Here is a 14,356-nt window from a genome sequence, read left to right on the forward strand (position 1 = left end):
AATGCTGCGACGCGAGGAGCCTCGACATGACATCCAAAGAAACCCCGACGGTCACCACCGGACCGCTGCCCGCCTCGACCAAGGTGTTCAAGCCGGGTGTGCTGCATCCCGACATCCGCGTGCCGATGCGCGAGATCGCCTTGCATCCAAGCGCGGGCGAGCCGCCAGTGACGGTCTATGATTCCTCGGGGCCCTATACCGATCCCGGTGCCGAGATCGCCATCGAACGCGGCCTGCCGCGCCTGCGCGAGGGCTGGGTCAGGGCGCGCGGCGACGTGGAATCCCATGAGGGGCGGCATGTGAAGCCCGAGGACAACGGTTTCGTCTCGGGCGACCGGCTGACGCCCGAGTTTCCCATCCGCCACCGGCCCTTGCGGGCGCGGAACGGCAAAGCCGTCACCCAGCTTGCCTATGCCCGCGCCGGCATCGTCACGCCCGAGATGGAGTTCATCGCCATCCGCGAGAACCTTGGCCGCAAGGCCGCAAAAGAGGCGCTGGCCCGCGACGGGCAGGATTTCGGCGCGGCGATCCCCGCTTTCGTGACCCCCGAATTCGTGCGCGACGAGGTGGCGCGCGGGCGGGCGGTCATCCCGGCCAACATCAACCACCCCGAGGCCGAGCCGATGATCATCGGCCGCAATTTCCTGGTCAAGATCAATGCCAATATCGGCAACTCGGCGGTGACTTCCTCGATGGCCGAGGAGGTCGAGAAGATGGTCTGGGCGACCCGCTGGGGCGCGGATACGGTGATGGACCTGTCCACGGGCCGCAACATCCACAACATCCGCGAATGGATCATCCGCAACGCGCCCGTGCCAATCGGCACCGTGCCGCTTTACCAGGCGCTGGAAAAGGTCGGCGGCGTCGCCGAAGACCTGACATGGGAGGTGTTCCGCGACACGCTGATCGAACAGGCCGAGCAGGGCGTGGACTATTTCACCATCCATGCCGGGGTGCGGCTGCACATGATCCCGCTGACGGTGGATCGCGTCACCGGGATCGTCTCGCGCGGCGGCTCGATCATGGCGAAATGGTGCCTGCATCACCACCGCGAAAGCTTCCTCTACGAGCGGTTCGACGAGATCTGCGACATCATGCGCGCCTATGACGTCAGCTTCAGCCTTGGCGACGGGCTGCGCCCCGGCTCGATCGCCGATGCCAACGACGCGGCGCAATTCGCCGAGCTGGAGACGCTGGGCGAGCTGACGCAGATCGCCTGGGCCAGGGATTGCCAGGTCATCATCGAAGGCCCCGGCCACGTGCCGATGCACAAGATCAAGGAGAACATGGACAAGCAGTTGGCCATCTGCGGCGAGGCGCCGTTCTATACCCTCGGCCCGCTGACGACCGACATCGCGCCGGGCTACGACCATATCACCAGCGGCATCGGCGCGGCGATGATCGGCTGGTTCGGCACGGCGATGCTGTGCTATGTCACGCCCAAGGAACATCTGGGCCTGCCCGACCGCGACGACGTGAAGACCGGCGTCATCACCTACAAGATCGCCGCCCATGCCGCCGACCTGGCCAAGGGGCATCCGGCGGCGAAGATCCGCGACGACGCCCTGTCGCGCGCCCGGTTCGAGTTCCGCTGGGAGGACCAGTTCAACCTGTCGCTGGATCCCGAGACGGCGCGAGCGTTCCACGACGAGACGCTGCCCAAGGAGGCGCATAAGGTCGCCCATTTCTGCTCGATGTGCGGGCCGAAGTTCTGCTCGATGCGGATTTCCCACGACATCCGCGCCGAGGCGCAGAAGGAGGGCCTAGCCGCCATGGCGCAGAAATACCGCGAGGGCGGCGACCTTTACATGCCGGTGCGCGAGGCGACGTAAGCGGTAGGGGCGGTTTCGCGCCTGCACGAGATCGCATCGCTTCTTCGCCATCTCGCGGGGGAGTGCTGCGATCTCTGGCCGTCCTGCATCTGCCGAAGCTGGATCAGGCGGCCGCAGCTGTCATCCCAGACGGCCAGGCGAACCCTGCCCGCATCCAGCGGGTCCAGGGTGAACCGGATGCCGGACGGGCGCAGCCGCTCGAATGCGCCGGCTGGCTGGAGCTGTTCCATTCCCTCGCCACCCTGCTTGGCGCCGCAAGGGCCGATGTTCTTGGCGGTGATGCGCGGTGCATATCCCAGCGCCTTGAGCCTTGAGCCGGGCCGCTGCTGCGGCGGCCGGCATGGCTCATCCAGCCGCATCGCGACGAAGCCGGGGGTTTTCCTGCAGAATTCCAGCACCGGCCGAAAGGTCAAGCCCGGCGGCGGTTTCCAAGCCCGCAGGACCACGGTCGCCCCGAAACTGCGGTGCGGGGAACCTTGGAATCGAAATCCCGCGGTAATTGCCGGGGCGTCTTCTGGCCGGAGGAGGCATCAATCCGCAAATATCCGGCCCCGGTTCAGGATGCCGCGGGGGTCCAGTGCGCCTTTCAGCGCCTGCATGGCCGCGATCTCGGCCGGGCTGCGCGCAAGCGGCAGCCAGGGCTTCTTGTCGATGCCGATGCCATGTTCGGCGGAAATCGACCCGCCATATGCAGCGACCAGGCGCATCAGGCAATCCACCGCCCGGTCCTTGCATCCGGTCTGAAAGACGTAATGCAGATTGCCGTCCGCAAGATGGCCGAAGATCAGGAATCGCGCCTCGGGGTCGATTTGCGCCAGCACGCGCCGGCTTTCATTCAGGAACTCGGCAATGCGCGGCACCGGCACGCTGATATCGCCGTTTGCGATATTGTCCTGTCCGCGCAGGTAATCCGCGCAGGCGTCGCGCAATTCCCACAGGGTCAGGAATTCGCGCTGCGACTGGGCGATGACGGCGTCCAGCGCGACCCCATCCTCAAGCGCCGCGGCCAGGCAATCCATGAAGGCAGCCGGGGCGGCCTCGCCCGCGGTTTCGGACTGGATCTCGGCCAGCACATAGATCGGGGCGGGGGTCGCCAGCGGCGGGGCCATGCCCAGGTGGCCGGCGACGCCGCGATAGATCGTATCCAGCATGATCTCGTAGGCCGAGAGCATGCCGCCCACGCTTTTGCGCAGGCGCCACAGCAGGTCCAGCGCCGCCTCGACCGAGGGAAGGGCCAGCAGGGCGTTCGTCTCGACCGCCGGGCGGGGATGGAGCCGCAGCAAGGCGCGCGTCACCACGGCGAGCGTGCCCTCGCTGCCGATGAAAAGCTGGTTCAGGTCGTAGCCGCTGTTGTCCTTGTCCAGCCCGCGCATGCAGGCGAGGACGGAGCCATCGGCCAGCACCGCCTCCAGTCCCGCCACCTGCGCACGGAACATGCCATAGCGCAGCACGCGGATGCCGCCGGCATTGGTGGCGATATTGCCGCCGATGGTCGCGGTGCCGCGCGCGCCGATATCGACGCCGAAGATCAGCCCGGCCTGGTCCGCGGCCTCCTGCACACGCTGGAGCGGCACGCCGGCGCCGGCCAGGATGGTCCGACTGTCAGGATCGGGCGCGGCCAGTTCGGTCAGCCGTTCCGTGGACAGCACCGCCTCGCCCGGCCGCACGCGATGGGCGCCCGACAGGCCGGTGCGCCCGCCCTGCACGACCAGCGGTTGGCCGAAGGCATTGCAGGCCGCAAGCGCCGCCGCGACCTCGGCGGTGCTGCCAGGGCGCATCACGAAACGCGGCGGGGCAGAGAAGCGGTCGCGCCGATCCTCCTGGTAACGCGGGGCGACGGCATCGCCGGTCAGCAGCGCCGCCGGCGGCAGAACCCGGCCGAGCCGGTCGAGCAACGCCAAAACGTCCGGGTCTTGCGGCTTTGCCATGCGATCCTCCCTTGTTGCCGGGAAGGGTGCCGGCATTTTTATATTTGTCAAACCTTTTATGTTTTATGGAGCCCTGCTAGCCTGCCCGAAACGGCGGAGAATCGGATGGCGCTGCAATATGACGAGATCGTGCGGGGAGGGCTGGCCCGGCAAGTGGCTGATCTGATCCGCGATGCGATTATGCAGGGGCGGCTGGCGACGGATGAGCGCCTGCCGACCGAAGAGGAGTTGGCGCGCCGCTTTGGCATTTCGCGTCCGACGGTGCGCGAGGCGCTGAAGGTTCTGGCGGCGCAGAACCTGATCCGCTCGCGTCGCGGGCCGACGGGGGGCACCTTCGTCAACGCGCCCGACGACGATGCGGCGGCACGCAGCATCACCGACACGGCGACGCTGCTGGTCGGCATGGGCCGTTTCGACATCGACGAGATCGTGACGGCGCGGATGCAGACCGAGGCCCTGTGCTGCCGCCTGGCCGCGCAGAACCGCGGCGACGACGACCTTGCGGCAATGGCCGCCGAAATCGCCTTGCAGCAGGACGAGGCATTGCCGGACGAGGATTTCTGCGCCTCGGACGTCCGCTTTCATCGCGCCGTGGTGCAGGCCACGGGCAACGGCCCCTTGCAGCTGATGATGCACGCGATGATCGAAAGCTTCATCCCGATCACCAACATGCTGATCTATCGCGATCACGAGCGTCGCCGCACCGTCGCCGCGCATGAGCGCATCCACATGGCCATTGCCGCCCGCGATGCCGAGACGGCCGCGCAACTGATGCGGGGCCATGTCGAGGGGATGCGCGCCGTGCTGGACCAGGCGCTGGCCCGCCGCAATGCCGACAAGCCCCGAGGAGGAACCCCATGACCGAAACATTCCGCGCCCTGCTGATCGAGGATCGGGACGGCAAGCCCGTGGCGGGCTTCCGCGACCTGACCCGCGACGCGCTGCCCGACCACGAGGTGCTGGTCGAGGTCGCCTATTCGACCCTGAACTACAAGGACGGGTTGGCGATCACCGGCAAGGGCCGCATCGCCCGCCGCCTGCCGATGGTGGCGGGGATCGACATTGCCGGCACGGTGGTCGAAAGCCGCTCGGACCGCTGGCAGCCGGGCGACAAGGTGATCGTGAACGGCTGGGGCCTGTCGGAAACCGAATGGGGCGGCTACAGCCGGTTCCAGCGCCTCAAGCCCGAATGGCTGACCCGCCTGCCCGAAGGGTTTTCGCTGCAGGATGCCATGGCCATCGGCACCGCCGGCTATACCGCCGCGCTTTGCGTCGATGCGCTGGAGGATTGGGGCGCGATCCGGCCCGGCGGTGCCGAGGTGCTGGTGACGGGCGCGGCCGGCGGGGTCGGCTCGACCGCGATCAGCCTGCTGTCGGCCAAGGGCTATGCCGTCACCGCCGCCACCGGCCGCCCCGAGACGCATGACTATCTGGCCGGGCTGGGCGCCACGGGCTTCGTGGATCGCGCCACCTTGGCCGAAAAGGGCGGCCCGCTGCAAAAGGAACGCTGGGCGGGGGCGGTGGACAGCGTGGGGTCCACTACCTTGGCCAATGTGCTGGCGCAGACCAATTACGGCGGCGCGGTCGCGGCCTGCGGGCTGGCAGGCGGCTTCGACCTGCCGGCGACGGTCATGCCGCATATCCTGCGCGCTGTCGCGCTCTTGGGCATCGACAGCGTGATGGCGCCGCAGGCGAAACGCGACCGGGCCTGGGCGACGCTGGCGGCGCATCTGGACAAGGCGCATCTGGCCAGCATCGCGCGGGTCGAACCCATGTCGAAGCTGCCCGAACTGGCCGCCGACATCGTCGCCGGCCGCATCCGGGGCCGCGTGGTCATCGACGTGGCGGGCTAGGGCCGGCGCGGGGCCGGGGGGCGGCAGAGCCCGCTCCCCGCCCGTCAGGCCATGGCCTGCGCCAGTTCGGCCGCGCGCGCACGCAGGGCGAATTTCTGGATCTTTCCGGTCGAGGTCTTGGGCAGGGGTTCGAACACCACCCGCGACGGGCATTTGTAGCCCGCAAGCCCCGCCCGGCAATGGGCGATCATCGTGGCCTCGGTTTCCGTGCTGCCGTCGCGCAACTCGACGAAGGCGCAGGGGGTCTCGCCCCATTTCTCGCTGGGCATGGCGACCACGGCGCAAAGCGCGACGGCGGGGTGGCGATAAAGCTGTTCCTCGATCTCGATCGAGGAGATGTTCTCGCCGCCCGAGATGATGATGTCCTTGGAGCGGTCCTTGAGCTGGACATAGCCGTCGGGATGCATCACGGCCAGGTCGCCGGAATGGAACCAGCCGCCGGCAAAGGCCGCCGCGGTCGCATCCGGGTTCTTCAGATAGCCCTTCATCACCACATTGCCGCGAAACATCACCTCGCCCAGCGTCCGGCCGTCGGCCGGCACGGGCAGCATGGTGTCCGGGTCCATCACCGCCAGCTCGTCCAGCGACAGATAGCGCACGCCCTGCCGGGCCTTGCGCGCCGCCTGCTCCGAAGCCGGCAGCCCGTCCCAGCCGGGATTCCATTCGTTCACCACGGCCGGGCCATAGGTCTCGGTCAGGCCGTAAAGATGGGTGACGCCGAATCCGGCCTTCGCCATGGCTTGCAGCACCGTCTCGGGCGGCGGTGCGGCGGCGGTGTTGAACATCACCTGCTGCGGAAAGCTGCGCTTCTGGTCGGCCGGAGCGTTCAGCAGGGTGGACATGACGATGGGCGCCCCGCACAGATGCGTGACGCCGTGATCGGCGATGGCATCGAATATCGCGCCCGCCCGCACCCAGCGCAGGCAGACCTGCGTGCCCGCCTGCACCGGCACCGTCCAGGGAAAGCACCAGCCATTGCAGTGAAACATCGGCAGGGTCCACAAATAGACCGGATGCCGGCCCATCCCGGCATGGATGACGTTGTTCAACGCCATCAGCGCCGCCCCGCGATGGTGACAGACGACGCCCTTGGGATTGCCGGTCGTTCCCGAGGTATAGTTCAATGAGATCGCGTCCCATTCGTCGCCGGGCAGGGTGCCGGGGTGATCCGGGTCTCCCTCGGCCAGGAACTGGTCATAGTCTAGGCTGCCGATGCGCGCGCCCTTGGGATGGGGGGCATCCTCGGGATATTCGGCGTCGTCGAAGTCGATCACCAGCGGCCGGACCTGGGCCCGCGCCAGCGCCTCTGCCGCCAGCGCCGAAAACTCGCGGTCGACGATGAGCACGCGCGATTCCGCGTGGTCCAGCTGGAAGGCGACGGTCGCGGGATCGGAGCGGGTGTTGATCGAATGCAGCACCGCGCCCCCGGCCATCGGCACGCCGAAATGGGCGTGGATCATCGGCGGCGTGTTCGACAGCAGGACCGAGACGGTATCCCCGCGCCCGATGCCCCGTCTTGCCAGGGCCGAGGCGAGCCGGCAGCAATCGGTCCACAGCCGGCCATAGCCGTGGCGCTGGCGGCCGTGGATCACCGCCGGATGATCGGGAAAGGCCTGCGCCGCCCGCCGGAGGTAAGAGATGGGCGTCATCGGCTGGTGGTTGGCCGCCGTTCGGTCCAGCCCCTCGTCGTATTTGGTCATGCTTCTCCCCCCAAATTTGTTGCCTCGCCCGGTGGTCTAGCCCTTGGCGTGCCGTTCGGCCACCGGCTGGCCGGCCCTGCGCCATTCCCCGAAGCCGCCGCGCAGGGAGCGCGTGTCCAGCCCCATCTCCTGCGCCACCCGTGCCGCCAGCAGCGACCGCCAGCCCGAGGCGCAGTAGAACACATAGGTCCCGCCCTCGGCAAAGCGGGGCTTGTGATAGGGGCTTTCGGGGTCGATCCAGAACTCCAGCATCCCGCGCGGGGCGTGGAAGGCGCCGGGGATCATCCCTTCGCGCTCAAGCTCGCGCGGGTCGCGGATATCGACCAGGACCACCTGCGGATCGTCCCGCATCCGGGCCGCCTCGTCGACCGTGACCGATTGCACCACGGAATCGGCCTCGGCCAGCATCTGCTTGTAGCCGACAGCCATGATCAGCGGCCCATCGCATAGAATTCGTCGTTGGGCCGCATGCTGGACACGTTGGCCAGCCGGTTCGACATGCCGAAGAAGGCGGCGATGGCGGCGATGTCCCAGATGTCGTCCTCGTCGAAGCCATGGCCGCGCAGGGTGGCGAAGTCATCGTCCCCGACTTCTTGCGCGCGGGCCGAGACCTTCATGGCGAAATCCAGCATCGCCTTTTGCCGCGGCGTGATGTCGGCCTTGCGATAGTTGATCGCCACCTGGTCGGCGACCAGCGGGTTCTTGGCGCGGATGCGCAGGATCGCGCCATGGGCGATGACGCAATACTGGCACTGGTTCACGGTCGAGGTGGCGACGACGATCATCTCGCGCTCGACCTTGGTCAGGTTGCCGGGGCGGTCCATCAGCGCGTCGTGATAGGCGAAGAAGGCGCGGAATTCGTCCGGCCGGTGCGCCAGCGTCAGGAACACGTTGGGGATGAAGCCGGATTTCTCCTGCACCGCCTCGATGCGGGTGCGGATGTCCTCGGGCATGTCGGCAAGGCGGGGAACGGCAAAGCGGCTGACGGGGGCGTTGGCGGTTTCGGTCATGGGGTCTCCTCCGGGTCGGGCAGGATGTCTGCCAGTTGCGATTGATAGGTCCGCATCGGGTCGCGGTTGTCGCCGGCATGGGGGGCGACGCGGATCAGGCAGGTATGGGCGGAACAGCCCTGCCCAAAGGCCGAGGTGCCGATGTCGAGCGTCAGCACATTGGGATTGCCCGAGATTTCCGGGCCGTCCCCGACGGGCGTGAACCAGGCCCCGGTCGGCAGCACCGCGACGCCGGGCGCGGTGTCGCTGCTCAGGCAAGCCGTGGCAAGGCAGGCGCCGCGCGCGTTCCACAGCCGCACCGTCGCCCCGTCGTTGATGCCGCGCGCCTGCGCATCGGCGGGGTTCAGCCGCAACTGCTCGCGCCCGTGGCGCTTGCCGGCCATGCTGGCGGCGCCGGTTTCCAGCTGGCTGTGCAGCCGCCCCTGCGGCTGGTGGGAGATCAGGTGCAACTCGTCCCCCCTGGCCTTGCCCAGCCATTCGGCGGGCGGCAGCCAGGCTGGATGCGCCGGGCAGTCGTCATGGCCCAGCCGCTCCAGCGTCTTGCTGCCCAGCACGATCCGCCCGCTTTCCGTGTCCAGCGCATGGCCCGCGGGGTCGTGGCGAAAGCCGGCCAGATAGACATGGTCGCGCTGCACCGGCACCGGGGCATGGCCGCGTTCCCAGAAGGTCTCGAAATCCGGCATCGGGAAGCCATGCGCGCGCAGGGCATGGGTGCGGCTTTCATCGTAGAGATGCCGGATCCAGCCCATCTCGTCCCGGCCCTCGTTGAAGGCGGGGCCGACGCCCAGGCGCTGGGCCAATGCGTCGAAGATGTCGAAATCCGAGCGCGCCTGGCCCAGCGGCGCGATGGCCTGCCGCATGGCCAGGATCAGGTCGCAGCGCTTGTTGCCGGCCAGGTCGTTGCGCTCGATCGAGGTCGAGGCCGGCAGCACGATATCCGCCCGCCGCGCGGTCGCGGTCCACATCGGATCCTGCACGACGATCGTCTCTGGCCGGGTCCACGCCTGAGACAGCCGGTTCAGATCCTGGTGGTGGTGGAAGGGATTGCCGCCCGCCCAATAGACCAGCCGCGTGTCGGGATAGTGCCGCGTCTCGCCCTGATAGGTAAAGGGCGCGCCGGGGTTCAGCAGCATGTCGCTAATCCGCGCCACCGGGATGAAGCTGTCGATGGGCTTGACCCCCTGCGACATGCCCGGCGACTTGCCGACGGAAAAGGGCGCGCCCACGCCGCCGAGCGAGCCGTAGCCGTATCCGACCCCGCCGCCGGGCAGGCCGATCTGGCCCGCCACGGCCGCCAGCCCCAGCGCGGTCCAGAAGGGCTGCTCGCCATGATGGGCGCGCTGCAGGGCCCAGCTGACGGTCAGCATGCTGCGGCTGCCCACCAGCCGCAGCGCCAGGGCCCGGATCGCGTCGGCGGGCAGGCCGGTGATGGCCGCGGCCCAGGCGGCGTCCTTGCGCTGCCCGTCCGGTTCGCCGCGCAGATAGGCCAGGAATTCGTCCGAGCCGCTGGTGCAGCGGGCAAGGAAACCGGCATCCTGCCGCCCCGCCGCCACGATTTCGCCCGCCAGGCCCAGCATCAGCGCCGCGTCGGTATTGGGCCGGATCGGCCACCATTCCGCGCCCACCCAATCCGGCAGGTCGTCGCGCAGCGGCGAGACATGGATCACCCGCACCCCGCGTTCCGCGATCCGGCGCAGATAGCCTTCCAGGTAATGCGCGCCGATGCCGCCGGCCTCGCTTTGCGCGGTGCGGGGCGACATGGCGCCAAAGACCACCAGCGTTTCCGTATTCTCGGCGATGTCGTCCAGCGTATTGGCCTGCCCGCCGCAGGCGCGGTCGTCGCCCAGCACATGGCGCAGGATCACCGGCCCGGCGGCGATGGAATAGGTATCGACATGGCCGGTATAGCCGCCGGCCAGGTTCAGCATCCGCTTCAGCAGCGAAGAGGCATGGTGGAACCGCCCGCAAGAGGTCCAGCCGTAGCTGCCGGCAAAGATCGCGGCATTGCCGTGGGTCTTGGCCACGCGCGCGATCTCGCCGGCGACAAGGTCCAGCGCCTCGTCCCAGGGGAGGGCCAGGAAACGCTCGCGGCCCCGGCCATGGCGGTCGCTGCCTTCGCGCTTGGCCAGCCAGCCTTCGCGCACCATGGGGCGCAGCACGCGGCGGTCGGGCTTCGCCCATTCGGCGACGGAATGGATGATGGCCGAGGGCGCGGGGTCCATGGCCAGCGGTTCCACGCCTGCGATCCGGCCGTCCTCGACCAGGATCGTATAGGCGCCCCAATGGCTGCAATGCGGTATGCGGCGGATCATGGCTGGCCCCTTTCAGACCACGGCTTCGATCAGGAACGGCCCCTTGCGCGACATGGCGGAACGCAGCAGGTCGAAGAAGGCTTCGGCGGTATCGGCCCTGGCGGCCTCGACCCCCATGCCGCCGGCGATGCGCACCCAGTCCAGCGCCGGATCGTCCAGGTCCAGCATCCGCCGGGCGTTCTCGCCGGGGGTGCCGGCGCCGACGTTCTGCAATTCGCCATGCAGGATCTTGTAGAGGCGGTTGGCAAAGACGATGGTCACGACGTCCAGCCGCTCTCGCGCCTGCGTCCACAGGCCCTGCACGGTATACATGCCGCTGCCGTCGGCTTGCAGCCCGATCACCTTGCGGTCGGGGCAGGCCACCGCGGCGCCGGTGGCCATGGGGATGCCCTCGCCGATGGAGCCGCCGGTCAGTTGCAGGAAGTCATGCGGCGCGGCGCCGTGGGTCGAGCGGAAGAAGTCCCGCCCCGAGGTCACGGATTCGTCGCAGACGATGGCGTTTTCCGGCATCAGATGCGCCAGCGCGACGGCGATGGCGTCCGGGGTCAGCGCGCCGCCGGGCATGTCCGGCGCGCCGCGTTCCGCCAGTCGCGGGGCGGACGCCATGCCGGTTTCCCCGGCCAGCGCGGCGATGGCGGCGGGCAGGTCGTCGTCCGCGCCCGCCATGGCGATCACCCGGCAGCCTTCGGGCAGCATCGAGCCGGGCTTGCCGGGATAGGCAAAGAAGCCGACCGGGGCATTGGCGCCGATCAGCACCAGCTGCTCGGTTTCGGCGAAAGTCGCCAGCGCCTGGTCGATGACATAGGGAACGCGGTCCAGCGCCACCCGGCCCGCGCCGCGCTGCATCCGGGCATTGGCCTGCTGCGCCATGAGGCGCGCGCCGGTCTTTTGCGCGATGCGGTCCAGCATCTCGGCCTGCGGGGCGCGCAGGGCGCGGCCGGTGACAAGGATGGTGGTGCGCTTGCCGTTCCGCAGCGCCTCGGCCGCGGCGCGGATGCGGGCGGGATCGGGGGCGGCGGGGGCGGCGGGGACCACCGCCGCCGGCACCGGGGCCGAGGTCCGGGTCCAGGCGGCGTCGGCATGCAGGATCAGCGTGGCGATGCCGCCGGCGCCGGCCCGCGCCGCCGCGATGGCTTCGGCGGTGCGGCTTCCCACGGCATCGGCGGCCTCGGCCCGGCCGACCCAATGCGACATCGGCCGGGCGAGGCTGTCGATGTCGCTGGTCAGCGGTGCATCCAGCGGCAGATGACAGGTCGCATGGTCGCCCACCACGTTGACCATGGGCGAGCGCGCGCGCCGCGCGTTGTGCATGTTCGCCAACCCGTTCGCCAGGCCGGGGCCGAGATGCAGCAGCGTCGCTGCCGGCTTCTCGGCCATGCGGGCATAGCCGTCGGCGGCGCCGGTCACGACGCCCTCGAACAGGCCCAGCACGCAGCGCATCCGCGGCTGGCGGTCCAGCGCCGCGACGAAATGCATCTCGGAGGTGCCGGGATTGGCGAAGCAGGTGTCGATGCCGTTCGCCAGCAGGGTTTCGCACAGAAGATCGGCGCCGTTCATGGGGTCTCCATCAGTTTTTCGGCCTGTTCGCGCAGGTCGGAGAGCGGTTCCCAGAACGGGGACACGGCCTCCAGCAGGGCGGCGAACAGGCGGTATTTGCCTTCGGCATAGGCTGCGACGGGGCCGGGGTCGGGCGCAAGCCCGTGCCCGGTCGACCCGATCCATGGCGCGGGGTCGCGGGCGTCCAGCAGGAAGCGCGCGGCGATGGCGGCAAGGCCACGCAGGCCGGCATGGCTGCCGGGACTGCGCTGCACCGTGCAGCCGGTGACGGTCGCGAGGAACTGGGCGAAATGTTCGTCGCCCGCCAGCCCGCCGCCCAGCGACAGGGCGCCGCCGGGCGCGCCCATCATCGCGTGGCTGGCGCGGGTGACGAAGGCCAGCGCCTCGCGCCCCGCCCAGGCGATTTGCGCGGGGGTGCTGGCCGCGGTCAGGCCGATGACCGCGCCAGAGGCATGGGGGTCGGTCCAGGGCGCGCGCTCACCGCCCGGCTCAAGAAAGGGATGCAGGATCAGCGCCGAATAGTCCGGTGCGGGCGCGGCGGGCAGGTCGGCAAAGCGGCGCGACAGGTGATGCAGCAGCGTGGCGCCGTTGAAACAGGGGTGAAAGCACAGGTAGCCGGGACCAAGCGCGAATTGCTGGATCATCGCCCCGGCAGGGGCCTGCGGCATGGCGGCGGGATCGTCCAGCAGGCAGGCATGGATCGCGCTGGTGCCGAAGATCGAGGCGCGGCCGACGCCGGCCCGGCTGCCGAGGCCGAGCCCGACCAACGTCGCCTGCACGTCGCCCGGACCCAGCAGCACCGGCAGGCCCTGCGGCAGGCCGGTCGCCTCGGCCGCGGCTTGGGACAGCCCGGCCCGCGCCGCGCCGACGGGGGCCAGGTCGGGCAGCAGCTCGGTCCCGCGCGACAGGCCAAGGCTTTCCGCCACCACCGGCGCCAGCGCGCCGCTGCGCCAGTCGCCCCAGACCGGCAGCAGCGCCGTCGGCTCGGCCAGCGGCTGCCCGGTCAGCGCCAGGAACAGCCATTCCTTGAGCCGCAGGGCATGGGTAATGCGGGCATGGCGGGCGGGGTCGTTTTGCTGAAGCCACAGAAGCTGCAGGCTGGCCGAGGCGGCGGTCGGCCGCGACCCGGTCGCCGCCTGCACCGCGTCCAGCGCCGGCGCCATCGCGGCCACCAGCCCGCGCGCGCGCCCGTCGAGCCAGGTCAGCGCCCGCCCGACCGGCTGGCCGCCCGCATCCACCGGCCATAGCCCGTCGCCCTGCCCGGTGACGATCAGCCCCGCGAAGGGGCCCGTCGCCTGCGCCGCGCAGTCGCGCAGCACGGACAGCGCTTCGGCGCGGGTCCGGTGCATGTCCTGCTCGACCCGCGCGCCCTCGCGTTGCAGCGCGCCGTTCGGGCGCTCGGTCTGGGTCAAGAGGCGCCCGGCTTCGTCGAAGGCCGCCGCCTTGACCGAGGTCGTGCCGGAATCGAGGCAAAGCAGCACAGCCATCAGGACGCCTGGCGCAGCCCTTCCAGCGCGGCGCTGCCTTGCTGGCCATAAGTCTTGAACTTGACCAGAACCTCGGCGATCTGCTCGTCCGACAGCACCGGCGGCTCGCCCAGCGGCAGGCACAGCAGGTATTGCCTGGCCAGCTCCTCGACCGTGACGGCCAGCGCCAGCGCGCGGGCGATATTGGCATGGGCGGCGATGACGCCGTGATGCGCCATCAGGCAGGCGCGGCGCCCCTCCAGCGCGGCGACCACGCGGTCGGCCAGTTCCTGCGTGCCGAACAGCTCATAGGGCGCGCAGCGGATGCTGCCGCCGCCGGCGGCGGCGATGACGTAATGGATCGCCGGGATCTCGCGCCCCAGGATCGACAGCGCCGTGGCATGGGTCGAATGGGTATGGACCACCGCGTTCAGGTCGGGACGCGCCTGCAGGATGTCGCGGTGAAAGCGCCATTCGGACGAGGGCTGCACCTCGCCGGCATAGGTTGCGTCCCAGTTCATCGCCACGACATGCTCGGGCTGCAGCTTGTCATAGGGGATGCCGGTGGGCGAGATCAGGAAGCCGTCGCCATGGCGGACGCTGATATTGCCCGAGGTGCCCTTGTTGATGCCCAGCCGGTTCATGGCGCGGCAGGATTCGATCAGCTCAAGGCGCAGGGCGCGTTCTTCGTCGGTCAT

Annotated in this window: 12 protein-coding genes; 3 read left to right on the plus strand and 9 right to left on the minus strand. The window is 69.4% G+C overall.

The annotated features are described in order from the left end of the window. The first annotated feature begins 26 nt into the window (after positions 1 to 26). Entirely contained in the window at positions 27 to 1,832 is a 1,806-nt protein-coding gene (gene thiC / locus E3U26_RS14190; RefSeq protein WP_140848215.1) for a phosphomethylpyrimidine synthase ThiC, read from the plus strand. Here the strand turns inward: thiC and E3U26_RS14195 are convergent. Next, the gene (locus E3U26_RS14195) at positions 1,805 to 2,245 is read right to left on the minus strand and encodes a VOC family protein (protein WP_499106253.1); all 441 of its coding nucleotides are present in this window, start codon (positions 2,243 to 2,245) and stop codon (positions 1,805 to 1,807) included. The genes thiC and E3U26_RS14195 overlap by 28 nt on opposite strands. A 117-nt stretch (positions 2,246 to 2,362) precedes the next feature. Beyond that, on the minus strand, positions 2,363 to 3,760 hold the full coding sequence (locus tag E3U26_RS14200; protein ID WP_243785709.1) for an FAD-binding oxidoreductase: 1,398 nt from the start codon (positions 3,758 to 3,760) through the stop codon (positions 2,363 to 2,365). A 105-nt stretch (positions 3,761 to 3,865) separates the two neighbouring features. On the opposite strand from E3U26_RS14200, the gene E3U26_RS14205 reads away from it, so the two are divergent. Beyond that, positions 3,866 to 4,621 (plus strand): FadR/GntR family transcriptional regulator, encoded by a 756-nt coding sequence (locus tag E3U26_RS14205; RefSeq protein WP_036760830.1) that lies wholly within the window; start codon positions 3,866 to 3,868, stop codon positions 4,619 to 4,621. Continuing rightward, complete coding sequence (locus tag E3U26_RS14210) at positions 4,618 to 5,613, plus strand: MDR family oxidoreductase (RefSeq protein WP_036760828.1); 996 nt, start codon at positions 4,618 to 4,620, stop codon at positions 5,611 to 5,613. The genes E3U26_RS14205 and E3U26_RS14210 overlap by 4 nt, the downstream gene beginning before the upstream one ends. A 44-nt stretch (positions 5,614 to 5,657) precedes the next feature. Here the strand turns inward: E3U26_RS14210 and E3U26_RS14215 are convergent, their stop codons facing one another. The 7 genes from E3U26_RS14215 to E3U26_RS14245 are packed head-to-tail and all read right to left on the minus strand — an operon-like array spanning position 5,658 to position 14,356. Further along, positions 5,658 to 7,313 (minus strand): acyl-CoA synthetase, encoded by a 1,656-nt coding sequence (locus E3U26_RS14215; protein WP_499106254.1) that lies wholly within the window; start codon positions 7,311 to 7,313, stop codon positions 5,658 to 5,660. Between the two features lie 36 nt (positions 7,314 to 7,349). Continuing rightward, entirely contained in the window at positions 7,350 to 7,742 is a 393-nt protein-coding gene (locus tag E3U26_RS14220; RefSeq protein ID WP_036760825.1) for a rhodanese-like domain-containing protein, read from the minus strand. Positions 7,743 to 7,744: 2 nt separating this feature from the next. Further along, positions 7,745 to 8,323 carry a carboxymuconolactone decarboxylase family protein gene (locus E3U26_RS14225; protein WP_499106255.1) on the minus strand — a complete coding sequence of 193 codons (579 nt, stop codon included), beginning with the start codon at positions 8,321 to 8,323 and terminating at the stop codon, positions 7,745 to 7,747. Beyond that, positions 8,320 to 10,635 carry a molybdopterin guanine dinucleotide-containing S/N-oxide reductase gene (locus E3U26_RS14230; protein ID WP_499106256.1) on the minus strand — a complete coding sequence of 772 codons (2,316 nt, stop codon included), beginning with the start codon at positions 10,633 to 10,635 and terminating at the stop codon, positions 8,320 to 8,322. Before E3U26_RS14230 ends, E3U26_RS14225 begins: the two co-directional genes overlap by 4 nt. A gap of 12 nt (positions 10,636 to 10,647) precedes the next feature. Beyond that, positions 10,648 to 12,192, minus strand: a complete 1,545-nt coding sequence (locus E3U26_RS14235) for an acetolactate synthase large subunit (RefSeq protein WP_072463881.1) — start codon at positions 12,190 to 12,192, stop codon at positions 10,648 to 10,650. Beyond that, positions 12,189 to 13,679 carry an acetate and sugar kinases/Hsc70/actin family protein gene (locus E3U26_RS14240; RefSeq protein ID WP_499106257.1) on the minus strand — a complete coding sequence of 497 codons (1,491 nt, stop codon included), beginning with the start codon at positions 13,677 to 13,679 and terminating at the stop codon, positions 12,189 to 12,191. Before E3U26_RS14240 ends, E3U26_RS14235 begins: the two co-directional genes overlap by 4 nt. Beyond that, positions 13,679 to 14,356 (minus strand): class II aldolase/adducin family protein, encoded by a 678-nt coding sequence (locus E3U26_RS14245; RefSeq protein WP_036760552.1) that lies wholly within the window; start codon positions 14,354 to 14,356, stop codon positions 13,679 to 13,681. Before E3U26_RS14245 ends, E3U26_RS14240 begins: the two co-directional genes overlap by 1 nt.

It is taken from the genome of Paracoccus ferrooxidans (genome assembly GCF_029909815.1).
Classification (GTDB): domain Bacteria; phylum Pseudomonadota; class Alphaproteobacteria; order Rhodobacterales; family Rhodobacteraceae; genus Paracoccus; species Paracoccus versutus.